This window comes from Pseudoalteromonas sp. APC 3495, from assembly GCF_030407645.1.
GTDB classification, from domain to species: Bacteria; Pseudomonadota; Gammaproteobacteria; order Enterobacterales; family Alteromonadaceae; genus Pseudoalteromonas; species Pseudoalteromonas tetraodonis.
The window spans coordinates 97,780-122,933 of sequence record NZ_JASDDA010000007.1; the positions used below are offsets into that span (position 1 = coordinate 97,780).

General features: G+C 40.4%; 20 protein-coding genes and 1 pseudogene. 9 read left to right on the forward strand and 12 right to left on the reverse strand.

Annotation, left to right across the window (positions count from 1 at the left end):
* The first annotated feature begins 96 nt into the window (after positions 1–96).
* Both QL984_RS04665 and QL984_RS04670 read left to right on the forward strand, forming a co-directional pair.
* Positions 97–2,754, forward strand: coding sequence for a glycoside hydrolase family 16 protein (locus tag QL984_RS04665; protein WP_016900600.1), 2,658 nt, complete (start codon positions 97–99; stop codon positions 2,752–2,754).
* A 74-nt stretch (positions 2,755–2,828) separates the two neighbouring features.
* Positions 2,829–5,822 (forward strand): TonB-dependent receptor, encoded by a 2,994-nt coding sequence (locus QL984_RS04670; RefSeq protein ID WP_138764300.1) that lies wholly within the window; start codon positions 2,829–2,831, stop codon positions 5,820–5,822.
* 73 nt (positions 5,823–5,895) lie between these two features.
* Here QL984_RS04670 and QL984_RS04675 read toward each other — a convergent pair whose 3' ends face one another.
* The 7 genes and pseudogenes from QL984_RS04675 to QL984_RS04705 form a co-directional block, all read right to left on the reverse strand.
* On the reverse strand, positions 5,896–7,368 hold the full coding sequence (locus QL984_RS04675; protein WP_058155834.1) for a S41 family peptidase: 1,473 nt from the start codon (positions 7,366–7,368) through the stop codon (positions 5,896–5,898).
* A gap of 178 nt (positions 7,369–7,546) precedes the next feature.
* Positions 7,547–7,804 (reverse strand): hypothetical protein, encoded by a 258-nt coding sequence (locus QL984_RS04680; RefSeq protein WP_058155832.1) that lies wholly within the window; start codon positions 7,802–7,804, stop codon positions 7,547–7,549.
* Positions 7,805–7,846: 42 nt separating this feature from the next.
* On the reverse strand, positions 7,847–8,047 hold the full coding sequence (locus QL984_RS04685; protein WP_232311377.1) for a GNAT family protein: 201 nt from the start codon (positions 8,045–8,047) through the stop codon (positions 7,847–7,849).
* Between the two features lie 15 nt (positions 8,048–8,062).
* Positions 8,063–8,398 carry a GNAT family N-acetyltransferase gene (locus QL984_RS04690; RefSeq protein WP_232311376.1) on the reverse strand — a complete coding sequence of 112 codons (336 nt, stop codon included), beginning with the start codon at positions 8,396–8,398 and terminating at the stop codon, positions 8,063–8,065.
* A gap of 159 nt (positions 8,399–8,557) precedes the next feature.
* Entirely contained in the window at positions 8,558–8,680 is a 123-nt protein-coding gene (locus QL984_RS04695) for a hypothetical protein (protein ID WP_257720508.1), read from the reverse strand.
* 104 nt (positions 8,681–8,784) lie between these two features.
* Positions 8,785–9,398 (reverse strand): annotated as a pseudogene (locus tag QL984_RS04700) (DUF998 domain-containing protein).
* A gap of 302 nt (positions 9,399–9,700) precedes the next feature.
* Positions 9,701–11,221, reverse strand: a complete 1,521-nt coding sequence (locus QL984_RS04705) for an aldehyde dehydrogenase family protein (protein WP_058155830.1) — start codon at positions 11,219–11,221, stop codon at positions 9,701–9,703.
* Between the two features lie 204 nt (positions 11,222–11,425).
* Between QL984_RS04705 and QL984_RS04710 the strand changes: the two genes are divergently transcribed.
* Both QL984_RS04710 and QL984_RS04715 read left to right on the forward strand, forming a co-directional pair.
* A complete protein-coding gene (locus tag QL984_RS04710; RefSeq protein ID WP_058155828.1) occupies positions 11,426–12,319 on the forward strand; it encodes an AraC family transcriptional regulator in 894 nt (297 codons plus the stop codon).
* Positions 12,320–12,400: 81 nt separating this feature from the next.
* Complete coding sequence (locus tag QL984_RS04715) at positions 12,401–13,432, forward strand: LacI family DNA-binding transcriptional regulator (RefSeq protein ID WP_016900594.1); 1,032 nt, start codon at positions 12,401–12,403, stop codon at positions 13,430–13,432.
* A gap of 73 nt (positions 13,433–13,505) precedes the next feature.
* Here QL984_RS04715 and gtfA read toward each other — a convergent pair whose 3' ends face one another.
* Entirely contained in the window at positions 13,506–14,978 is a 1,473-nt protein-coding gene (gene gtfA / locus QL984_RS04720; RefSeq protein ID WP_138764301.1) for a sucrose phosphorylase, read from the reverse strand.
* 175 nt (positions 14,979–15,153) lie between these two features.
* Here gtfA and QL984_RS04725 point away from each other — a divergent pair, with 175 nt between their 5' ends.
* From QL984_RS04725 to QL984_RS04735, 3 genes are all read left to right on the forward strand, one after another.
* A complete protein-coding gene (locus tag QL984_RS04725) occupies positions 15,154–16,383 on the forward strand; it encodes an MFS transporter (protein WP_024602703.1) in 1,230 nt (409 codons plus the stop codon).
* Between the two features lie 167 nt (positions 16,384–16,550).
* The gene (locus tag QL984_RS04730; RefSeq protein WP_138764302.1) at positions 16,551–18,944 is read left to right on the forward strand and encodes a TonB-dependent receptor; all 2,394 of its coding nucleotides are present in this window, start codon (positions 16,551–16,553) and stop codon (positions 18,942–18,944) included.
* A gap of 125 nt (positions 18,945–19,069) precedes the next feature.
* Entirely contained in the window at positions 19,070–20,014 is a 945-nt protein-coding gene (locus QL984_RS04735; protein ID WP_138764303.1) for a carbohydrate kinase, read from the forward strand.
* A 198-nt stretch (positions 20,015–20,212) separates the two neighbouring features.
* On the opposite strand, the gene QL984_RS04740 is transcribed toward QL984_RS04735, so the two are convergent.
* The 3 genes from QL984_RS04740 to QL984_RS04750 form a co-directional block, all read right to left on the reverse strand.
* Complete coding sequence (locus QL984_RS04740) at positions 20,213–20,614, reverse strand: STAS/SEC14 domain-containing protein (RefSeq protein ID WP_013463012.1); 402 nt, start codon at positions 20,612–20,614, stop codon at positions 20,213–20,215.
* A 120-nt stretch (positions 20,615–20,734) separates the two neighbouring features.
* A complete protein-coding gene (locus QL984_RS04745) occupies positions 20,735–21,427 on the reverse strand; it encodes a cupin domain-containing protein (RefSeq protein ID WP_028834205.1) in 693 nt (230 codons plus the stop codon).
* A 14-nt stretch (positions 21,428–21,441) separates the two neighbouring features.
* Positions 21,442–22,062: a glutathione S-transferase gene (locus QL984_RS04750; RefSeq protein ID WP_016900120.1), complete on the reverse strand. Its 621-nt coding sequence runs from the start codon at positions 22,060–22,062 to the stop codon at positions 21,442–21,444.
* 178 nt (positions 22,063–22,240) lie between these two features.
* On the opposite strand from QL984_RS04750, the gene QL984_RS04755 reads away from it, so the two are divergent.
* Positions 22,241–22,759: a TetR/AcrR family transcriptional regulator gene (locus QL984_RS04755; protein ID WP_028834207.1), complete on the forward strand. Its 519-nt coding sequence runs from the start codon at positions 22,241–22,243 to the stop codon at positions 22,757–22,759.
* Between the two features lie 71 nt (positions 22,760–22,830).
* Here QL984_RS04755 and QL984_RS04760 read toward each other — a convergent pair whose 3' ends face one another.
* Complete coding sequence (locus tag QL984_RS04760) at positions 22,831–24,294, reverse strand: carbon starvation CstA family protein (protein WP_013463008.1); 1,464 nt, start codon at positions 24,292–24,294, stop codon at positions 22,831–22,833.
* Positions 24,295–24,633: 339 nt separating this feature from the next.
* Here QL984_RS04760 and QL984_RS04765 point away from each other — a divergent pair, with 339 nt between their 5' ends.
* Complete coding sequence (locus QL984_RS04765) at positions 24,634–25,116, forward strand: putative 4-hydroxy-4-methyl-2-oxoglutarate aldolase (protein ID WP_013463007.1); 483 nt, start codon at positions 24,634–24,636, stop codon at positions 25,114–25,116.
* Positions 25,117–25,154: the final 38 nt, after the last annotated feature.

Sequence of the window (25,154 nt, forward strand, 5' to 3'; positions counted from 1 at the left end):
ACATTTATCACACACAAAAATGTAAGCGCTTACAAAAATGAAAAAATCAACAAATACACTATATTCTGACAATAATCAGTTGAACGGGGTTCAGTTATGAACATTGAAACAACACGCATTACTCGCCTTTTGGCTGCTATTTCATTAGCATCTCTGGCGGGTTGTGGTGGTGACGCAGCAACCACTACTACAGATATTGAAAAAGTAAACCCTACTGAACCAGTCTCTGACTGGCGTATGGTATGGAACGATGAGTTTGACAGCACTAGTATTGATACTAACAAGTGGAACTTTGAATTAAACTGCGCTGGCGGTGGTAACAACGAGAAACAATGTTACACCGACAGTGAAGAAAACGCCTTTATTAAAGACGGTGTGCTAAACATAGTCGCCTTACCTGCAGAAGAAGGCGCAGAAAAACCATACACATCAGCCCGTTTAAACACCCGTTACAACGCAGACTTTACTTATGGCCGCTTTGAAATGCGTGCAAAGTTGCCTTCGGGTCAAGGTAGCTGGCCAGCTTTTTGGATGATGCCAACCGATGAAGAATATGGTACTTGGCCGCGCTCTGGCGAAATTGATATTTTAGAAGCGGTAAATTTAAAAACAGTTGCTGAAGATGGCACCGTTGAAGCTAATATTCATGGCACACTTCACTATGGCCGTGAATGGCCAAATAACTCAAGCTCAGGTAAAGCGTATACATTCCCTGAAGGGATGAATCCTGCAGACGATTTTCATACTTACGCAATTGAATGGCAAGAAGGCGAAATTCGCTGGTACGTAGATGGCTATTTATACGCCACTCAACGTCGCTCTGAAGTTCGTTACAATTCAAAAGACGAACCCGTTGGCTTAAAGCACAAAGGCTGGTTTGCTGAATACTTTGAACAAGGTAGCGGCGAGCTAACAACGCATTGGGATAATGCCCCATTTGATAAAGACTTTTATCTTATATTAAACAATGCTGTTGGTGGTGATTGGCCTGAAAACGTAAATAACTTAGGCGTTGACGCTGCAGCATTTGCAGAAGGTCAAAGTTTTGAAATTGATTACGTGCGTGTTTACGAATGTGCCTCTAACCCAACCACAGGTAAAGGCTGTGAAACAGTACGCCCAGGTTACGATAGCCTAGAAGATGCACTTGTTGAAGGTAAAGCCCCTGTACCTACCCCGCCAAGTGATGGTGTTGCAAAGAATCTTGATATTTTTGATGGCAGCTTAAATGCCAACTGGATCGCATGGGATTGTTGCGGTGGAACAACACCAGAAACCATTACCGATGCTGACAAAGGCGACGTAATTAAGTTTAACATTAACGATAATAACGGGACTGTGCTTGGGTTTTCTACCCGCGGTGGTCACTTCCCAGATGATTTTACTGGCACTTCATCTCCATTTGATGCATCACCTCTACTTGATTTAAATGGTCGACTCACCTTTGATATGAAAGTAGTAACCCCGCCAACATCTTCAACTACTTGGTTATTAAAAGCCGAAGCGGGTGATGGTGGTCCTAATACCGGCGATGTAGCCCTTAGCGATAGTAATGAAGGTGTTACTCCTGTTACTGGCCAATGGCAAACCTATACATTCCCACTTTCTTTACTACAAGAAAGAGGCTTAGATTTAAGTGCCATTGATGTATTAATGGTATTCCCAGCATGGCAAACAGGTGCAGGCGCTGAATATTTAATTACCAATGTTGCGATTGAAGGTGATTTACCTGGAAGCCCAGAAGTTGACCTATTTACAGACGGACAAAATCTAGATTGGCCAATGTGGGATTGTTGTGGCGGTTCAACACCAATTGAGGTAGTAGATGATGAAGAACACGGTTTAACCGCAGAGTTTAGCATTGGCGAAGCACCCACTGTAATGGGCTTTAATACTCGCACCTCAGCCGGTGGTAGTGGTAAACCATTTGATGCAACAAGTATTTTAGAAAATGGTGTACTACAGTTTGATGTAAAAGTAATGTCAAATCCAAATGATCCAGCAGCTGTTTGGACAATGAAGATTGAATCTAATGAAGGCGATACAGCGGTAGAGCTTCCATTAACCGATGCTGGCGATGCACCCGTTGCTGGTGAGTGGAAAACTTATACCTTTACATTCGCTGACTTAGCGGGCGCAGGTTTAGATGTTAGTGCCATTGATGTAGTGATGATATTCCCAGCATGGGGCACAGGTGAAGGTGCGGTTTACCGTGTTGATAACGCTAAAATGTACGATCCGAGTGCATCAGCAGGCGATGAAATCACTATTTTCCAAGATACAGCCGCAGATATGTGGAGTATTTGGGACTGTTGTGGTGGCTCTACACCGACTGAAGAAACTGACGATGCTGAACACGGCACAGTGGCTGAGTTTGTTATTGGTGCTACACCAACAGTAATGGGCTTTTTAGCTGACGAAGGTGTTTCTTTTGATGCATCAGCAATATTAGCAAATGGTGTTGTGCAATTTGAAATGAAAATGGTGACACCACCAAATGATCCTGACTCAGTGTGGACATTTAAAATAGAGTCAACAGGTGCAGCAACGGCGGTAGAGCTTCCTCTTGCGCAAAGCGTTGAAGGTGAAGTACCCGTTATTGGGCAATGGCAAACATACACGTTTACAGTGCAATCATTATTTGATGCAGGTTTAGACATTAGCGATATCAATGTACTGATGGTTTTCCCAGCGTGGGGAACAGGTGAAGGTGCAGTTTATCGTATCGACAATGTGGTTATCGCTAACCCATAAACCCTAATTCAGTGGTAGGTACTAAATTAAAAGTACCTACTTACCGTAATAAATTAAGTAAAAGCAGAGCAATTATGAACACAAATAAGTTTAAAAAAAGCCCACTAGCGGCTTCTGTGTCACTTATCATCGCTGCAAGCACATTTAACTTCGCTTATGCTGCGCAAGAAAATACTGCCGAACCTGAACTAGAAGTTATTGAAGTAAAAGGTATTCGTGGCTCTCTCATTCGTTCAATGGACGTAAAACGCGATGCATCAGGCGTGGTAGATGCCATTTCTGCTGAAGAAATGGGTAAATTTCCAGATACTAACTTAGCTGAATCGCTACAACGTATTACGGGTGTATCGGTAAGTCGCTCAAACGGTGAAGGTAGCCAAATTACCGTACGTGGTTTTGGCCCATCATTTAACCTTGTAACACTTAACGGCCGTCAAATGGCAGGCACCGGTTTTACGCGTTCATTTAACTTTGAGAACTTATCATCTGAAGGCGTTAGTTCACTTGAAGTTATGAAAACAGCGCGTGCGGATACACCAACAGGTGGCCTTGGTGCAACTGTAAATATTGTTACCGCTAAACCTCTACAAAAGCCGGGTCAGCGCTTTTCATTGATGGCTAAAGGCATTCACGATACATCGGTAGAAGAAGGTGATGAAGTAACACCTGAAATTGCAGGTATTTACAGCAATACTTTTGCTGACGAAATGTTTGGTTTTTCAGCTAACTTTTCATACCACCGTCGTGATTTTCAGCGCCAAGCAGCCAATGTACGCTCTTGGTTAGTCAACCCTAACCTATCGGTTGATGCTGAAAACATAATTGATAACCGTCCAATGGATGCAGATGGTAATCCAGCTAAGCAGTTTTTCGATCCAAATGCTGGGGATAATGGTGAATTTGTATCTGCCGCTTTCTTCCCACAAGAAGTGAGCTTTTCAAAAGATGATATTCAGCGTGAACGTTTAAATGCGCAAGCCACATTTCAGTTTGCACCAACAGATAACTTAACGTTTACACTAGATCATACAATTTCAAATGCAACAACGGGTAATAACTCACTATCGTGGGGTATTTGGAACGGTTCGTTTGGTGGTAATGGTAATGCCTATGAGCTAGATGAAAATGGCACCGCTATTTACTATAACTCAGCCGGTGATGATGCCTCATTCACGGCATTTCGTGAAACTGCCGAGGTAGACTCAAAAGCAACCGGTATTAATGTTGAATGGTTAGCAACAGAAAACCTTAGTTTTAACTTTGATGCCCATACTTCAAAAACCACAACAGATAATGGCAAAGATCCTGGCTTAAACTCCAATGCCCGTATTATTTTGGGCTCAGCAGAGTTATCTACTAAAGAATACTTTTTCCGCGAAGGCGATGTACCGGGTTTTAATATTAATTGGAACAACGGCACACAAGAAGTAAGTCCAAATCAAATTGGTTCTAACTTCAGTATTTTTACCAGAACACCAGGTGAGTCAGAAGTTTCTCAAGTACAATTAGACGGTAAATTATTTACTTATACCGATATTGGTCTTGAAACCGTTAAATTTGGTGCGGCTTACACTAAGCAAACACTCAGTGGTTGGGGCGGCTCTAATAACGCCAATGCACCTGGCTTTAACAACGGTACATTCGCTGAAATTTTCCCAGATGCGATGTTCGAAAGGGTTGATTTAAGCGGATTCCTTGATGAATTTTCATTTGGTCCTAACGGCGTAGCGCCAGGTTATGCTTACACTTATGACCTTGATGAAGCATTTGCTCGTCAAAGTGCTTATTTGACCGAAGACGTAATTGGTAGTGATTATTACCGAATTGGTAGCTTTGATAACTTCCCAACTAACGAAGTAGAAGAAGAAACCATTAGTGTTTACCTTTCTAGCAACTGGGTATTTAACGTTAGCGACTACGACGTATTTGTAAACTTAGGTCTTCGTTATGAAGAAACTGATATTGTAAGCCCAGCAAAAAGTCGTGTAGCGGAACAAGTTTACTGGGCAGGCGGTTCAGAGTGGTTAACTCAATTTGCCGCTGGTGGCGAATTAGTTGAAGTTGACTATGAAGGACAATACGACTTACTACTTCCTATGATTGATATTAAAGTCGATCTTACGGATGACATAGTAACCCGCGCATCATGGGGACAAACAATCACCAGACCAACTCTTGGCGATATGTTAGGTAACTTGGCTTTAACACCATCACCTAAATTAAATTCAAGAAGTGGTAGCCGTGGTAATCCAAACTTAGAGCCATTTAAATCAACTAATCTAGATTTAAGCCTTGAGTATTATTACAGCGAAGGCAGTTACGCTGCTGTTGGTCTATTTTGGAAAGACGTAGATAATTGGATTGATAACACCCAGGTAAAAACTACCTTTGAAGGTTTACATGATGTGTATTTAGGTGAGCGTTGGAACAATGCAGTGGCCGCCATTGAAGGTCGTGGAGATCAAGCAACTGACACTGCAATTTACAATGAAATTGTAGCTAATGGCGTAGGCATTGGTGAAAACAACCGTATATTACCAGATCCAGCGACTGATCCGCTGATTGAATGGACCATCAATTCACCTGAAAACGTTGGTTCACGTAAAGTAAACGGTTTTGAATTTGCTGTTCAGCACTTGTTTGGCGACTCAGGCTTTGGTGCAGGCTTTAATGCCACCGTTGTTGATGGTGATGTAGAGTACGATAACTACTACCTTGCCTCTCAAGCAGTATTAGCTGGTTTAAGTGATTCTGCAAACATACAAGGCTTTTACGAAAAAGATGGCTTATCGGTGAAAATTACCGGTGCATGGCGTGATGAGTACTTAATTGCGCAAGGTTTACCTGACTCAGGTGCTACGGCTCCTCCACAATACGCAGAAGAGTACTTACAGTGGGATATTAGTGTGAACTACGAAGTTAACGAAAGCACAACGGTATTCTTTGAAGGTGTGAACTTAACCAACGAAACCGAGCGTTCATTCAGTCGCTTCGAAAGTCAGTTCTTAAGCGCGGCTCAATACGGCCCTCGTTATGCCTTTGGCGTTAGATACTCTATGGGCAATTAATACATTGCCCAAATACAGTTTTTGATTACCCCTTATAGTTGAAAAGTCAAAGCCGCTCATTGAGCGGCTTTTTTTATAACTGTTTAATTTTTTCTAATAGCTTATCGGTTGTCCAATCAATATCGTTATAGGCAATATCGGGTTTATAATAATCGCCCTTTCCTCTTGCTCTATTCACATACACTTTATTAGGCACTATCACTTTACCTAAACCTGAGGGTAACTCAGCTAATCGAACATCCATATACAGTGAGTCAGCACTGCTTGGCGCGCCAAATAACTGAGTGTTTGAAAACTGCTTAAATACATCAATGGCATCAAGACACGCACTTGCACACTGTGGCGGCACAATAACAAAAACCTGTGTTTTAAAGTCACTCTCTGGCACCGTGCTACCGCTTTGGTTTGGTTTACTTTGCGGCTCTTCGATGTAAAATAGCTTATTATTTTCAAGTGACTGCGCCATACCTGCAGCTATTTCTTTAAACTCTTTTTGTGCTTTAGGTTGATCTTTCAACACTTCAATTAATGATTTAACATGGCTAGTATTATCTTTTGACGCTCTCCACCAAACTCGGCTATTTTTTGAGTAGTTATCCATTTTTTGTTCAACAACTTGCTCACCCCACAACTCTTTTGCAAGCTTTAAGCTCCAATACGACGAGCCACCTTGGTTATGACGAAGATCTAAAACCACCGTTTTTGCACTGAGTAACTTAGAACGTTGATCAGTCACTTTTTTATACAAGTTATTGTAATCATGAGTTTGCTTATCGTTATTTGCAAAACTGGGCATAGCAATCCACGCTATGTTTTGCGCAGGCCAAGTTAAATCGGTTGTAAGCTCATCCCCATTATAGGCATGTGTTAAATGCTTACTTACACTCTTTGGCCGAACAGACCAATCAAGGGTTTTACTGTAAGCTTGCCCATTGGCTTTAACAAATTGACATTCTTTTAGAGGTGTTAAAAATGGGTTGCCCTCATCAATTAGTAACCGCCAACCTTGCTGCCACCAATGCCCAGGTTGTGTAACCTGTCCATGAAATTTAAACACTCTTTGTCGCATTAACGTCTCGGTACTTTGCCCATCGCAACCACTTATCACATCACCTTTATTTATATTATCTGTTTCACTGTAATACACTTTTAATGCATCACCCCGCCAAACGGCACTAAAACCTGGCCAACGACGAGCAGGTCGTTCAACGCTTGAAAACACACCTGCATGACCATCTTGTAGCACAGTACTAAAACGCGCAATTGCCGCAACATGAACCTGCGGCCCACTCGCTTTGGCAGACAGTGCAAGTGCTTCTGCTTTTGCTTGCTTTAATAGCTCAGGAAAGACTGGGTTGTTAACATCAAACATACCGGGGTGGTTTTTTGCCGAAATACTGTAAGCAGCTTCAATATCACGTTCAGTAACACTGCGCCATTGCTCTGGTGTTTGAGGAGTAACTGCTAATTCTGCCATGCTCAAGGTAGGCGTAATTAATAAAGCACTCAATAAAGTACGGCTAACTATTTTTGTTTTTATGTTCATGAAAATCCATTTTAAATTAGGTTATATAATTACTGTAAACTCATTTGGTGGAACTAAAAATACCTTAAATCAAATAAGTATCAGCAAATTATTTTTATAGCAGTAACTTAACAACATTAAAAGCAGCTAACAACGAGTAAGATTTGAAATGAACTGGCTTTAAATTTAGAGCAACACCTTACTTAGACGTTTGTTCAATTTTGGTTTGCAGTAGTGTTATGCGGGCGTTGAGTTTTCTAAAGCTATACTGTGAATAGAAAAAGTTCAAAAAGAAAGCAGCAAAACCTGAACAAGCAAGCCCTATCAATGGGCTGAAATAAAACATTAACAACAAAACAATAACAGCCATCGCTATCGTAAGTCCCAAATTATGAGATGCACTAAATAACTTTCGGTTGTTTTTTTCAAGTTGAACTATGTGAGAATCTATATCCATTAAAATTTCCTTTTAACAAATCAACGTTAACTATCTTGAGCTTTAGATGGCCACATAAGCAGCATCTAAAGAAGTCCATTTACTCCACTGCGCTTTAGTTAATCGATATAACTGTACAGCACGACCATGAAATTCATGAGTGCTATAGTCTGTAAAACCAATTTTCTTTGCTACTTTCAGTGACGCAATATGCTCAGGTTCAATAATAACAACGACGGATTGATGAGTAGTTTGAGTAAACACATACTTTAAAACACCTTAAGCCGCTTCGCAGGCTAATCCTTTATTCCAAAAATCGCCCGCTAATCGATACCCTAAATTAGGCTCTTCGTTACCCGCGACACTTTGTGGAGAAACACCACAAAAACCTATAAGTAGGTTACTGTTTTTATCTATTAGTGCCCATGGGCCCAAACCGTATGAACCGTAGCATTGTAAACACCACTTTATAAATTCACGAGTTGCAGCTTCATCGCACACACCACGAATTGAGTATTTCATCACTTCATCGTCATTAAGAATTTCACTTAATGCCGGCACATCATCAATTGAAAATGGCCGAATAAGCAACCTTTGGGTTTCACAAATTTTCACTCAAACCTTCTTGTTATCAAAGCTAAAAAATTTCAACAAACCAAGTGATTAAGGTTGTTATCTCAGTTATTTCGCTCTTTTTTATATTTCGAATGCCATAAAAAGTATCCAAATAATATGCCTACTAAAGGAAATATTATTAAAGATGTAATGATTCCATCAAAAAAAATCTTGCTCACCTGTAAAGTACATAATTAATTGAAATAAAATAGCTGTAGGAATTCCCCAGCCTAGAACACCTTTTAGTAAAATAAAACGGAATTTAGCGTGGTTTATATTCATGAGCCTTCCTTGAGTTGTGGCGCCAAATAATAAGCTGAAATAAATCATAGTCGTTAGTGAGTTAAGTCTCTAAATTATTGAAGACGATTTAAATTAGTTTAAAATTACATTAACACTATTGAAAAAACACTTAACCAACTTAATTGGATACCATAAGAGATACGTTGATAGGTACCTGGATTACTTTGAAGCTTAACCGCTTTAGCCATAGCAAACAGATAATAAACAGTAGCGATAACAGAAACAATTGAAAAAACACGAAAGTATAAAGGAGTAATTTCTGTGGTTGGACTGATCGCTATTAATATTGGTGCTAAAACGAGCGAAAGCAACATAATGAAACCAGCCCAAGAGTGAACCTTGCAGCTAAAAGTTGGGTGTTTAGTAAATGGGTCAGCATCCATAGGAAAATAACCCGCAACCCAGGTACCAATACCATGCACTATAACTAACCAACCAACCAACCAACAATATTAACCAATATAGAAACATTAGCCAATTGCGCCAAATACCAGCCAAAAAAGCAAAATAGAAAACCTAAAGGATAATTATTAATTAGCGGTGACAGTTTTTCAGTTGGGCTTCCCGTTGCACCTAATTCACTACAAAATTGTTTAGAATGGCTGTAGCCTTCATAAAATAGACTTGCTACATAGACACCAATGAATATCCATAATGTGGCTATTAACCCTGAATAAATCGCAATCGTTTCAAACATCACCATAATCCTTTTTGTGATTAATTCATTAAAGCCTTTTTGAACATAGAGGAGAAAATGAGCCGGCTTCGAGTGACGAGCTGTGAGCTTGTACAAACAGCCTGAAACCTAGTCATAACAGCCCTGAGCTAGAACCTTTAATCTACTTTTTCAACCCAGCGCCTCATTATTAAGCCATTTCTTTATTGTTATAATTGGCCACTAATTTAATGCAATGGGTATTGGGTTTTAAAAAACAAAGCGCTACAAAAATGTAGCGCTTTCATTACTTATAGGTTGTTTGTTTAAACTAAAACGCGTTATTAAAAAAAGCCAAGCGGATCTTCGCTGTAACTTACTAGCAAGTTTTTAGTTTGTTGGTAATGATCAAGCGCGAGTTTGTGAGTTTCGCGGCCTATACCAGACTTTTTATAACCGCCAAACGCTGCATGTGCTGGGTACATATGGTAACAATTAGTCCATACACGACCTGCTTCTATTTTGCGACCAAAGTGATAAGCACGATTCATATTACGGCTCCATACCCCTGCGCCTAAACCAAATTCTGAGCTGTTAGCCAGTTCAAGTGCTTCGGCTTCGTCTTTAAAGGTCGACATTGAAATAACGGGGCCAAAAATTTCTTCTTGGAACACGCGCATGTCATTACGTCCTTTTAATAGTGTAGGTTGAATGTAATACCCGCCGTTTAGCTCGTCGCTTAATTGCTCAACATGCCCGCCAGTTAATACTTCAGCACCTTCTTCTTTACCAATTTCAATGTAGCTTAAAATTTTATCAAACTGCGCTTTAGAGGCTTGTGCGCCTACCATGGTTTCACTATCAAGCGGGTTGCCACGTTTAATTTGTTTAGTACGTTTTAAAATACGTTCTATAAATTGCTCATAAATATCTTCTTGAATGAACAAGCGTGATGGACAAGTACATACTTCACCTTGGTTAAAGTAGGCAAGAATGGCACCCTCAATTGCTTTATCTAAATATGAGTCGTCTTTTTCCATAACATCGCTAAAGAAGATATTAGGCGATTTCCCCCCAAGCTCGACCGTTGAAGGAATAATATTCTCGGCTGCACATTTTAAAATATGTGAGCCCACAGGAGTTGAGCCTGTAAAGGCAATTTTAGCAATGCGCGTACTAGTTGCCAGTGCTTCACCTGCTTCTTTACCAAAGCCGTTTACCACATTTAAAACACCTCCTGGCAGTAAATCGCCAATAATTTCCATTAACACTAAGATTGAGGCAGGTGTTTGCTCGGCGGGTTTTAATATTACACAGTTACCTGCTGCAAGTGCAGGCGCTAATTTCCATGCGGCCATTAATAATGGGAAGTTCCACGGAATAATTTGCCCTACAACGCCTAGTGGCTCATGAAAATGATACGCCACCGTGGTTTCGTCTATCTCGCCAATGCTGCCCTCTTGAGCACGCAAACAACCGGCAAAGTAACGAAAGTGATCGGCGGCCAGTGGAATATCAGCGGCGAGGGTTTCGCGAATCGCTTTGCCGTTATCCCATGTTTCGGCGACGGCAAGTAACTCTAAGTTTTGTTCAATGCGATCGGCAATTTTTAATAAAATATTGCTACGCTCGGCGACTGAGGTTGTGCCCCACTGGGTTTTTACAGCATGCGCTTTATCAAGTGCTAAATTAATATCGTCTTTATCAGAGCGAGGAATTTTACAAAATACTTCGCCATTAACTGGGCTTATATTATCAAAGTACTGGCCGTTAACTGGGGCAACCCACTCGCCGCCAATGTAATTACCATACTGCTGTTTAAATGTGACGAGTGCATCTGCTGAACCTGGGTTTGCGTAAATCATATATGTGTTCTCTTGTTGTTGTTAGCTAAAAGTCTAAGCCGAAATACCAGCAACTTGTTAGAGTAATGTAGCTAGTTGCTTTATATTTAATCGGTATTGATTGACATTAGACTATTAAGCGCTTAAAAACTTGCTTAGCTGTCCAAAAAAGTTGTCTGTGAGTCCATATTAAAAACGCTCTATAACGATTAAAAAAGGCTGAACATGCACACATCTCAGTTAAATAAAAAACGCCAACAACTTGATGTACTGATTGAAAACAAAGTGACCTTTGCTGCCGATAACTCCGAGCTAAGTATTTACGATACCTATAAAAGTGCGCAAAAAGTGGCGTTGCATTCTAACGAATTACTGTTTTGCGCTATGCTCAGTGGTAAAAAAATAATGCATGTTGAGAGCAGTCAATACCACAAAGCGTTTTTACCACATGAATCGTTTGTATTAGCACCCGAGCAAAGCGTGCTGATTGATTTCCCACAGGCAACTATCAACTCACCTACCACCTGTTTGGCGATTGAAATTAGCACCGATAAAATAACCAATGTGGCTAATGCGCTTAATATGCAGCAAAATTTTGCAAACGATGCCTTGTTTGAATACAGCCCTAATTTAGTGCATACCCAACATAATACTCAAACGCAGCAGTTATTAGAGCGCATGGTTCATTTATTTAGTGAGCAAGGCGCCGAGCGACACTACTTGATTGATTTATCGTTAAACGAATTGATCACCCGTTTATTACAACAACAGAGCCGTGATTTATTGCTGGCCAACTGTGACAAGCTGCGCCTAAAAAGTAACGTGAGTGATGCACTGCATTATATTGAAGAGCATTTAAACGAAAACCTCGACATAAACACCCTTTGTAAAATAACCTGTATGAGCCGTAGTAAGTTTTATCAGCAGTTTAAACTTGCTTTTGGTACAAGCCCTGCGCTTTGGCAACAACAACTTAGGCTTAAAAAGGCCCGTACGCTTTTATTAGAAGGCCACGCTATAAGCAAGGTGTGCTACGACCTGGGTTTTAATAGCGCCAGTCATTTTAGCCGTTTATTTAAGCAAACTTTTGGGATTGCACCAAAAGCGTGTCGCCACTAACCTAACACAACAGTTTTTGTTATATTAAACAGCCTAATATGCTAGATTGTTTGCAATGTTGTAAGTAGTAATGAGTCACCGATGAGTAAACCCACCCGCTGGACATTAAAGAGTATTGCCAAAGAATTAGGTGTGTCTAATGCTACGGTATCAAATGCGTTTAATCGCCCTGATCAACTCTCTGCTAAACGCCGCGAAGCCATACTTAAAGCGTGCAAAGAGCTGGGGTATTATGGCCCTAATAAAGCGGCGCAGTCTTTGCGAAGTGGCACCTTTAATATTGTTGCATTAGTCCTTCCCGATAGCGTGGAATACATGGTATCAGACCCTGTTGCGAGCAGTTTTATGCGGGGAGTAACCTCGGTACTTGAAAAAAACAATATTAATGTTTTATTGTTTTCAGGCAATAGTGACAACCTCAACAGCGTTGTTGATTTTGTCGATGGTTTTATTTGTTATGGTCGCCCGCGCAATAAAGCACTAGTAGAGCAACTAAAAACAGTCTCCAAACATGTGGTGACGGTTGATTTTGACATTGCCCGTAACGCCTCAATTAATGTTAATAACGAGCAAGCCAGTTATGAAATAGCCAAACATGTTTTGCATAATCAAGATGATAAAGTGGCTATATTAGGCTTAAGATTACTTGATGAAAATGTATTGTGCCGGGTATACGAACATCACGAATTTGAAACTGGCCAATCTATTTCGCATCAACGTTTGCGTGGTTATCAACGCGCCTTAAGTGAGGCTAATATAACGGTTGCCGACGACCGCATTTGGAATATTCCTGAAAGCAGTGAGCGCTTTGCAAATATTGCCGCAAAAGAGGTATTAACAGCCTCCCCTCGCCCTAACGTGATTATATGCATGAGCGATTTAATTGCCCTTGCCACCATGCGAGAAGCCATAAAACAAGGGATAAAAATAGGCAGTGAGCTGCGTATTGTGGGGTTTGATGGCATAGAAGAAGCCGCTCGTTTTGTACCTCGCCTTACTACAATTCATCAAAATAGCCAAGAAAAGGGCGTTATGGCTGCTAACTTATTTATTTCTAAAGAAGAAAAACAATATGAAGTAGGTTACGCACTCGATATTGGTGCAAGTAGCTAAGCACTGTTAATAAAGCAAATAAAAAAGCCAAGCAGAGGCTGCTTGGCTTTTGGTTTTCAACAAATAAAGCTATTTAAGCCAATAAACTTTGTAAGTTTAGAGTGCTTTCTTGAGTGCCATTAACCTGCGAAATAAGTGCAATACGGCTTGCAAAGTCAATCCTCAATGAAATTGATTGTTGTTCAAGCTTCCACATTAAACAACAAACACTTGCGCCGCCTTGAGCCGAAAATTCACCTTCAAATGCGGGATGTTCATTACGCATTTTAATTAGCTCTATGAGCCCTTTTACTACCGGTTTATTAAGTGCTTGCTCTATTTTAGCCGCGTTCAAATATGGGCGATTTATATCACGGCCAACATTGGTTTTTGCTAACAGTTCCATATCGTTTTCACAGGCAAATAAGCCGCCGTAATAAACTTGCGGTACACCTGGCGCAAAAAATTGAATTGCGCGCGACAGTAAATAGTCAAAATCATTAGCGCCTAATGCATTGTAATAAGTACAGTTCACTTGATATAAATCGACATTACTGGCAGCCGCGCCTGTTGCTTGGCGGCTTTGATTGTTACTATTTGCATGCATGGTTTCTACTAGGTTATCAATTTGCTCTGCATTTAATAAGCCTGGTTTTTCACCCATTGGGCCTGCATCAATAATGCCTATGCCATCATGAGTATCAAGTACCGTTAAACAGTTACGCGGCGATATTTTTAGCCATTTGAGTAATGCATCCGCATTGTTATTAAACAAGCTATGTAGAATAAGTGGTGGCAACGCAAAGTCATAAACCATATTTACGCGCTTAGCTACATCTACTTGTGTTTGATAATGGCTATGAATTTCTGCAATGGTTTCCATGCCTAAATCGTTGGCTTGCTTTGATAAGTTATCTAAGTAGCCAAACGTTTCATCTAGCATAAAACAATTAGTACCCGCCTGCTTAATGGCATAACCCGCTGCATCTAAACGAATAATATTAACGTTGTTAGCAGAGAACTTAGTAAGTACATTATTTAAATACGCAATTCCTGCCTCTACTTTTACGTTTATATCAATTTGATTGTCGGTAAAAGTGGTCCAAAAATCATACGTTTGACCATCACCGCATTTCATTGGCGTAAAACAACTGCCTGGGCGTGGACGGTAAATAGCTTGCTGCTCAGCCTCGCTCATACCATTGGGAAACACGTCTTCTTTGGTTAAAAATAAATCCCAAAATGCTGACGCTTTACCTTTAGCCAGTACATCTTGAAACTGAAAAGATTGCGCCGACACATGATTCACTATTAGATCAGCCATTAAATCATGGTCTTTACCGAGTGCCTTTATGTCGTCCCAAGTACCGATTCGAGAATCAACTTCACTATGATCAATCGGGTCAAAGCCTGCATCGCTGCCATCAATTGGGTTATAAAATGGCAATAAGTGCACACCACCAAAAACGCCCTCTAATGGGCCATGTAAAAGAGTGGTAAGTGCATTTATATCTTGGCCAGTAATTCGATCAGCGTATGTGATCAATTGAACTTTATTCTTCATCATTGTGTGATTACCATGTTGAAACTTAATCGATTAAGATATATCTTTAACTAGCACGTACGAATTTACAAGTTATTTTTATAAATTTTACATACAAATATCGTGGCGACATTAATACTATAATCAGTAACTGACTGACTTACTGAGTGTTAAGAACGCATTTAACGAGGAAAAGCACATGACAAAATCACACACACACGTAAGCAGCGATCCGTTGCAACAAATTCGCTGGCTCACATATATGATGTTTTTTATGTTTGCCATGACCTCCGATGCAGTCGGCATGATCATTCCCGAGCTCATAACTGAATTTGGTTTAAGCATGACCCAAGCCAGCGCATTCCACTATGCGCCTATGGCACTCATTGCCTTTAGCGGATTATTTTTAGGCTTTTTAGCCGATAGCCTCGGGCGTAAAAAAACGATTATGCTTGGGTTATTAATATTTTCTGCGAGTTGCTTTTTATTCGCCATTAGTAGCAGCTTTATATTTTTTGTTTTTTTGCTTTGCTGTATTGGTTTAGCTATTGGCTTATTTAAAACCGGCGCTTTGGCGTTATTAGGCGATATTTCTCATAGCAACGCAGAGCACACTAAAACCATGAACAAAGTAGAAGGCTTTTTTGGTATTGGTGCCATTGTTGGACCTGCACTTGTTGGTGTATTACTGGTACAAAATGTAAGTTGGACTTATTTATATATTATTGCCGGCATTATGTGCTTAATTTTAGCGTTTTTAGCGTGGCGTGCAGAGTATCCAAGCGTTGTTAAAAGCACTGAAAAGCCCGCTTCACTTGCTACCACCATGAAAATGATTAAAAACCCCTACGCGCTTGGCTTTTCGCTCGCCATTGCGCTTTATGTTGCAACCGAGGTTGCCATTTACGTATGGATGCCGACGCTGTTAAAAGACTACACAGGCTCTTGGCCCCTTTTGGCAACCTATGCACTCACCATATTTTTTATACTGCGTGCCGCAGGGCGTTTTATTGCGGTGTGGTTATTAAACCGCTATAGCTGGCAAGGTGTTATGGCTTACTTAAGTTTAGGTATCGCATTGTGTTATGTGGGTACTTTAGTCGGTGGCGTTGATTGGGCTGTTGGTTTATTGCCGCTTTCAGGGTTATTTATGTCGATGGTTTACCCGACCTTAAACTCCAAAGGAATATCGTGCTTCCCGGTACAACAACATGGCGCAGTTGCTGGGGTTATATTATTTTTCACTGCACTTTCAGCCGCATTAGCGCCTTTATTTATGGGTATGATCAGCGATTACTTTGGTCATGTACGCTATGGTTTTTACCTTGCAACCGGCTTTGCCATTATTTTATTTTTAGCGATGCTGTTTAACTATTTCCGTGACCCATCAGCCTGCGCTTTACAAGAGAGCAACCTAATAACTGAGTAAATCAACAAATTGGGGGCTAAAAAAACACTATATAAATCAATAGATGAGTAAAAAAACAGCAAATAAAGAATAAAATAATTTGCTTATTGTAAAAGATTTGTTATTTTTACTTAATCGATTAAGTAAAAATAACAAACCCCTTCGGGCTCACAAAACGAGGCGTTCACATGACAACACACAACACACCTTTATATTTAATGAGTGCTTTAGCGCTGGCTGTAAGCCAAGGCGTTTATGCACAACAAGAAGAGCAAAACACACAAGCGCAAGCTAACAAAGGTCTTGAGACTATCGTTGTAACCGGTGTACCACGTCGTACAACCATTATGGCATCAAGCTCATCAGTGAGCAGTTTATCGCTTGCTCAAGTTGAAGTATCTACACCGCGTTCAACTGCTGAAGCGTTTAGAATTATTCCGGGCGTACGCTCAGAATCAACCGGCGGTGAAGGTAACGCAAACATTGCTGTACGCGGCTTACCTGTGGCCTCTGGTGGTGCTAAGTTTTTACAATTACAAGAAGACGGTTTACCCGTTATGCAATACGGTGATATTGCTTTTGGTAACGCTGATATATTTATGCGCCTAGATAATACCGTACAAACTATCGAATCAATTCGTGGTGGTTCGGCCTCGACTGCAGCAAGTAATGCACCGGGCGGCATAATTAACTTTATATCTAAAAATGGTGAAAACGAATCAGGCAGTGTTTCTACAACACTGGGCCTTGATTACGACACTATTCGTACAGACTTTGAATACGGCACTTACCTTAGTGATAGCGTACGTTTTCATGTAGGTGGTTTTGTGCGCCAAGGTGAAGGCCCGCGTGAAACAGGTTACACATCAAATAAAGGTGGGCAAATTAAAGCCAACCTTACCAAAGACTTTGAAAACGGTTACGTGCGTCTTTATTACAAACATTTAGATGACAAAAGCGTGGGTTACTTACCAATGCCAATGTATGCAAATGGTGACTCAATCCCAGGGTTTGACGCACAATCAGATACCCCGCATTCAGCATTATTTACTAAAACAGTGCGTTTAAATGGCGAAAATCAAATTAGTAGCGGCGATATTCGCGATGGCATGAACCCGCAAGTTGACTCAGTGGGTTTTGAAGCTGTATTTGACTTAGATAACGATTGGCGTATTGAAAACCGTTTTCGTAAATCCTCTGTTAGCGGTAACTTTAATTCACTTATTCCTGCTGAAGTAGGCAGCGCGACTGCTATTGCACAAAGTATTGGCGGCGCAGGTGCAACGCTTAGTAATGCCAATACCGGAGCTGCATTTAATGACGATTTAGCCATGCGTATTCATACGTTTGACGTCACAATGAACGACTTTGACTCTATTGTGAACGACTTCAAACTAACTAAATCACTAAGCGATGATACAAGCGTTACATTTGGTTACTATGCTTCAACGCAAAATATTGCTATGTCATGGTTATGGAACTCTTACCTAATGGAGCTTAAGGGCGATAATGCGGCGCTACTAAATGTAACAGCTGCTGATGGTACAGAGTTTTCTGAAAATGGTTTATATGCATACGGAACGCCTTTTTGGGGTAACTGTTGTCAGCGTGATTACGATACAGAATACGATACCCGCGCCCCGTACGTTTCATTTTCAACAAAAGTGGGTGATGTAAGTATTGACGCAAGTGCTCGTTACGATAGTGGTGAAGCACGCGGTAATTACGCAGGTGCAGTAACCTCTACAGTTGATATGAATCGCGATGGAGTGATTTCAGTTCCTGAACAAAATGTAGCAGGCATTGATACCGCAAATGCTAGCCCAGTAAATTACGATTGGGATTATGCATCCTATTCAATTGGGGCTAACTACCAAATAGATTCAAGCCTTGCGACATTTGCAAGACTGAGTAAAGGTGGCCGCGCAAATGCTGACCGACTTTTATTTGGTAAAGTACGCGCTGACGGTTCGGTTGCTGATGAAGATGCCGTTGATGAAGTAAACCAGTATGAATTTGGGGTTAAAAAACGTTTTGATTCACTTTCAGTTTTCGCAACAGCGTTTTATGCAGAAACAGAAGAGCAAAACTTTGAAGCAACATCGCAAACCTTTTTTGACCGTGAATACGAAGCAAAAGGGATTGAAATTGAATCAACTTACTTCATCGATGCATGGGATTTTCGTGGTAACTTAACATGGACAGATGCAGAAATTGCTAAGGATGCGCTTACTCCTGAAGTTGTAGGTAATACGCCACGCCGCCAAGCTGATTTAATCTACTCTTTAATGGCTCGTTATAGCTTTGATAAAGGTGCTGCCGGTGTCAACTTTATTGGTACTACTGATGCTTACGCTCAAGACAATAACGACCTTAAATTTGACGGTTACACTCAAGTAAATGGCTTTGTAAGTTACGATTTATCTGAAAACCTTAATATTGCACTTAATGTAAATAACTTATTCGATACGGTAGGTATTACAGAAGCTGAAGAAGGCTCAATTCCAGATAATAACATTATTCGCGCCCGTACTATTAATGGCCGCACAACATCAATAACGCTTAAATACGCGTTTAACTAACCATCTTTAGTGTAACAAGCGCTGAAGCTATGTTTTTCAGCGATTGTTACACTAACTTTAATTAGTTTTAATAATTCTCCCTTGAATTTTGACCTAGCTCTGCTGGGTTTTTTAGGATTTACACTATGACCAAATTACTTAGCCTCGGCGAGCTACTTATTGATATGCTGCCACAAGATTCTCAAAACAGTGCTTATTTGCCCATTGCAGGAGGTGCCCCTGCCAATGTAGCGGTAGGTTATGCAAAGTTAGGCGGCAAGGCTGCTTTTTGTGGCGGTATGGGTGATGACTACTTTGCTAAACAATTAAGTAAATCGCTTGAGCAATATAAAGTAAGTACAGAGTACTTATTTACGATTAAAGACTCTCAAACGGCCGTGGTTATTGTGAGTTTAGATGAAAAAGGTGAACGCAGCTTTAATTTTTATCGCCACAATACCGCCGATTTACTGTTAACGAGTGATCACTTAAGCCATATCAAATGGGATGAATTGAGTACCCTACACTTTTGTTCCAACACGTTAACCAATCCAGCCATTGCAAACACCACCGTGTGTGCTTTAAAGCTGGCTAAAAACAACCATAAACTCGTTAGCTTTGATGTAAATTTACGCTATAGCTTGTGGCAAAATAGCAATGACATTGAACACAATGTACATGCGTGTTATGCCTATTGCGACATTGTTAAGCTATCGCGTGATGAGCTGAACTTTTTAGCTGAGCAAACACAGCAATCACCTGATGATTACTTACAGTCTATTTTAAATATAGGTGTAAAATTGGTATTTTTAACCGATGGCCCTGCACCGGCAATGGTTTACCATAAAGGGTTTATATTAAATGAATCGGCGCCAATCATTAATGCTGTGGATACTACCAGTGCCGGTGATGCGTTTATTGCAGGCGTGTTATATTATTTAAATCACACCGATGAAAATAGCTCGCTTATCGAAAAAATTAATAATGAACACCTAGTAAAACACGCTTTAAGTTTTGGTTTGCGTTGTGGCTCTAAAGCCTGCTTAGCCAAGGGGGCATTTCCCGCATTACCTACACTTCAAGAGGTATAATACCAATCCGCAATAATACTTAATCATTTTACGAGGCTAAACGTGTCGCTATCTGCGTTAAAAAATTCTCATTTAGAACAACTAAATAGCAAATTTTTTGCCTAGCTATAAACACGTTTTTCCAGCCTCAAAATAGATCACTTAATTAAGCGAATTGATATAAATACTTTAAAAATAAAAGCCGATTATGGCCTTTATTTAAGCATCCGCTTCTTCATCATTACTTTTTAACCATTCTAAAGCCGCAGTGGCGTTCTCAAAATATTGAATTTCACCTGATACAAACCAACTGCCTAATTTAGCGATGGTTGATTGCCAGTCCTTGTTGCCGTATATGGCTATTTTTTTAAACTCTTTGTTATGTTTTAAGCCAAGTTTTAAATCATCCCATGCGGCTCTAAGTTCCCAGCCATCAAGCTCAGTACCATCTATGAGTACATTAACAATAGGATGTTTAACTTCGCCAAGCGCAGAGTCAATCATCGGCGTGATCACCTCATAATCTTTGTGAGTGAGTGTACCTATAGCTTTTAAGGTTAAAAAAAACTCGCAACCAGAGCGCTCAATACCAATAGATAAGCCGTGTGTTAAATTTACCATAACCCGAACTCCACAATAATATGAGCATCAAGTATAGGTGATAGCTTATTAACCAATAGTGAAGTAGATCAAAAAACAGGCACATCACTTTTATTGTGCCCATTTTAATTAAATGCTTAATTATGCATTTTTAAGCCGTGCTATTTGATTTTCAACATCTGTTAAATGACCGATTTTAAGCCACACTCTGGCTCCTTCACTGCCTGCTGTTGCTTTAATTTCGCTGTTAGGCGGCACTCTTAACCAGCTGTGCTGTACTAATGTATCGCCTTGCTCTTCAAGCGAGCCCTCAAGTACTAAAAGCTCGCCCCCACCTAAGGCGTTTAACGATATTTCACTGTTAGGTGCAAATGCTAAAATACTCACCTCTTCAAAGGCATCTTTATAAAGAGAAACTACATTTACATTACTAAACTCAGGGTGAGGAACACTGCACATGGTATTAGTTTGCAAGCGAACATGCTCTCTATCCTCTGGCTGAAACTGCCATAATTTCACAAATATAACGCACCCGTTTTCAGAGCTTGGTGTATGTTTTGACTCAGGCGGATTGCGAATATAAGAGCCCTTGGGGAAATCACCATGTTCATCTTGAAAAACACCTTCAAGCACAATAAATTCTTCACCGCCGGTATGTGTATGGGCAGAAAAATGGCTGTTTGGCGCATAACGTACAATGCTGGTTGCGCGTGCAACCTCATTGCCCACTCTATCAAGTGGACGCCTATCAACACCCGCCATCGGTGAGGCTATCCATTCTAACGATTCGCTATGTACAACAACACGTTCGCTAAAATCAGCTGCAATTTTCATATTTGACTCCATATCTAAACAGCAATGCTTGGACGTTGAGCGACCTTTTCTTGCCATGCTATTAAATGTGATAGCTCACTAGGAATAGCTATTTTTGCAAAGCCTGCAAACACCAGGCCGGCGTACAAAGTAATATCTGCAACACTGAAATTCTCACCAGCAACATAAGCAGAGTTGGCTAACACTGTATTAAAATAAACAAAGCCTTGGCGCGCTTTTTCACCTTGCTTTTCTCCCCAAGCAACATTTTGATAGGTTTCAAGCGCTGGGCCTAAACCATCCGTTGCATGATGAAAGTAAGTAGCGACAGCATCAAGAACCATTGACTCCGCACGCTTTTGCATCATATTAATCACCGCGCGTTCTTTTGCCTCAACACCTGTTAATGAAGGGCCAGCAAAAGCGGTATCAATATATTCAGTAATCGCGGTGCATTCTGCGATGAACGTTCCATCATCTAGCTCTAAAACAGGTACGCCTGCTAAGGGGTTTTTAGCTAAAAAAGCCTCAGTACGGTGCTCACCATTTAATAAATCGACAGCAACAAACTCTACTTTATCAGTCGCCTTTTTTTCAGCAAGCGCAATACGGACACGTAATGGATTAGGAAAGTTTTCTACATCATAAATTTTCATAATTATCTCTTTATATTTTTAATCACAGTTTGAGCTAATACTGGCAAGAATAAATTACCTACCTACTGGTAGGTAATTTATATTAAGATCTCGACCTTTGCAAACTAAAAATAAAAGAGCTTGAAAATAACTACCTACTGGTTGATAATTTTTTGCAGCGATATGAAGGAAGTTTAAAATGACAAAAAAAGCAGCCCTGTTAAAAGCAGCAGAAAACAAAGTTAGACTTGGTGGCTATAGCAATTTTAGCTTTAGAGAGTTGGCCAATGAAATTGGTATTAAAAGTGCCAGTGTACATTATCACTTTCCAACTAAAGCTGATTTAGGTGCAGAGCTTGCGCATCAATATACCGATGCCTTTATCGCTGTACTTGGTGAACCGGAGGCACACAAAGCAAACGGTAAAAACCCTATTGATATTTACACTCAGTTATTTAGAAATGCACTGGTGATTGATAAAAAAATGTGTTTATGTGGCTTGCTCGGCGCAGAAAGCGACAGCCTACCTGATAAAGTGCGGGTTGAAGTTCAGCGGTTTTTTAATAAAAATTTAGCTTGGTTAACCCAAGCACACGCTGTGAATGGTGAAGAAAACCCTGCTCGCGCGGCAATACAAACAGTGAGCTTATTAGAGGGTGCGATGATGATTAGTAAAACCCTAGATGATATCAGCTACTTCGAACAAGCCACTTTTTAGCGATTGGCGATCAAGTATAAAAAAGCGAGCCTTCATAAGGCTCGCTTTTACATTTTTAAGATTACGATTTATTAAGCCGTACGCACTTTATGCTTTGAATGCACAACAGCTAATACAATAAACCCTATAACAGCCACCGCTGCACCAATCGGTTTACCTAAATCACTTGATAAGTTTAACCCTATTGCCGCGGTCATTATGTATGACAAGGTCACTGCTGTAGCGATTACTGCTGGTATACTAGTGATCCAGTGGAATGTACCACGGTCAAATAAGTACTTGGTCGCAAGCCACAACACACTGGTAGAAAGCAGCATATTTGAGAATGCGAAGTAGCGCCAAATTACAGAGAAATCGAGCTTAGTCATAAAGTAGGCAATGGTTAAAATAGGGATTGCTAGCAATAAACGATTACGTAAACTTTGCGGAATACTGAACGCATCAACCACGGTTAAGCGCAGTGAACGAAACGCCGTATCGCCTGAGGTAATAGGGAAAACAGCAACAGCAATAATTGCCATAATACCGCCAAATACACCTAAGTAGCTGTTTGCAATATGGTTAACCACCAAACCTGGACCGCCTAAATCAAGCATAGCTTTTAAACCCGCATAGCCTTCAGGGAATGCAGCAATACCCGCTAATGCCCAAACACAACCTACAATGCCTTCACACATCATCGCACCATAATAAACTGGGCGTACGTATTTTTCGTTGGTTAAACAACGGGCAATAATAGGTGCTTGCGTTGAGTGAAAACCACTAATAGCACCACAGGTAATGGTTATAAATAGCAGCGGCCAAGTGGGCAGCCCATCAGGATTTGGTGCTAAGAAGTCATGAGCGTGATCAGCCTCAAAGTATGCTAAAAAGTCGCCCGCTACTGGTAAATGCGGTGCGTTTATTAGCAGTGATACCGCAATAGCTACTGTCATTACAATCATTAACAAACCAAAAATAGGGTAAAACTTAGTGATGATTTTATCAATGGGTAATAACGTGGCTAAAAAGTAGTAAGCTAAAATAGCCAAAACCCAAAAGGTATTATTTGCAAATATTGTATCCTTAAATATATCAAGGTTACTTAATAATCCTGCCGGGCTCATAATAAATACAACACCAACAAAAAATAGTAGCATCGCAGTAAAAATAAGCATAAAGCCTTTAAATACAACGTTGTAGTAGTGCCCTGCTATTTCCGGTAAGCTTTTACCGTCTTCTTTTATACTCATTACTCCTGAGAAGAAGTCGTGTACAGCGCCACCCAAAACATTACCAAGCACAATCCATACAAGCGCAACCGGACCATATAATGCACCCAATATTGGGCCAAATATGGGGCCTACGCCTGCTATATTTAAAAATTGAATCAAAAATGCACGAACAGGGTGAATTGCAACGTAATCAACACCTTCGCTAAAGCGTTTTTGTGGTGTGTCGACCGTTGAATCCATGCCCGCTTGCTTTTCAACAAACGGGCTATAAAACTTATAGCCTAATATTAAAATAGTTAGGCAAATAAAAAAGATGATCATAAAGCACGCTTCTCTTTTTGTATGTGTGTATAGGGCCAAGTATTGCAGCCCAAATTTTAAAATAACAATTGAACGTAGCATATGAAAAAGCACGCAACAATGAGACGTTTGGCTAATGCTCTGGCAAAATCAAATTTATTTAAAAAAATAAAACTAAGTAACAGCATAAGTTACTTATAAAAAAACGTTAAAAGTGCTTATATTGCGACTAAAATCTATACGCCAATTTACAACAATAGCTACACCTGAATGATTAATTAGCCTACGATAAACATTATTACTACTTTTAATGTACTGCCGTTGGCCTACGTGGCTTTATAAAAAACAAGGATGCCCTCAATGACACAGTTTACTACGCCCGATTTATACGATGAACATCGCGACCATGTGCAAGTCGCTGACAGTGGCTTGCAACACTTTGGTAATAAAACTCTCTTTTATGGTCAAGTAGTGACTGTCACCTGCCCAGACGATAACTCGTTTGCTGGCAACATATTACATGAAAATGGTGAAGGCAAAGTGTTGGTTGTGGATGGCTTTGCTAGTAAGCGTTTTGCCTTCATTGGCGATATGATTGCAGAGCGAGCCCTAAAAAATGGCTGGCAAGGCATTATTATTAATGGTTGCTGCCGCGATATTGAAATTCTTGCCACGCTTGATTTACCCGTGATGGCGCTAGGCGCTACGCCGCGCTGCACCACTAAGCGCGGTTTAGGTGCCAAAGATCACCCGGTTAATATGTTAAACACCACAATTAATACCGGTGATTGGGTGTATGCTGATGTCAATGGATTAATTATTAGTAATAAAGCCTTGTTTTGAACAATCAAAGTGACTGTTCGCGATAAAAAAAAGCAGCT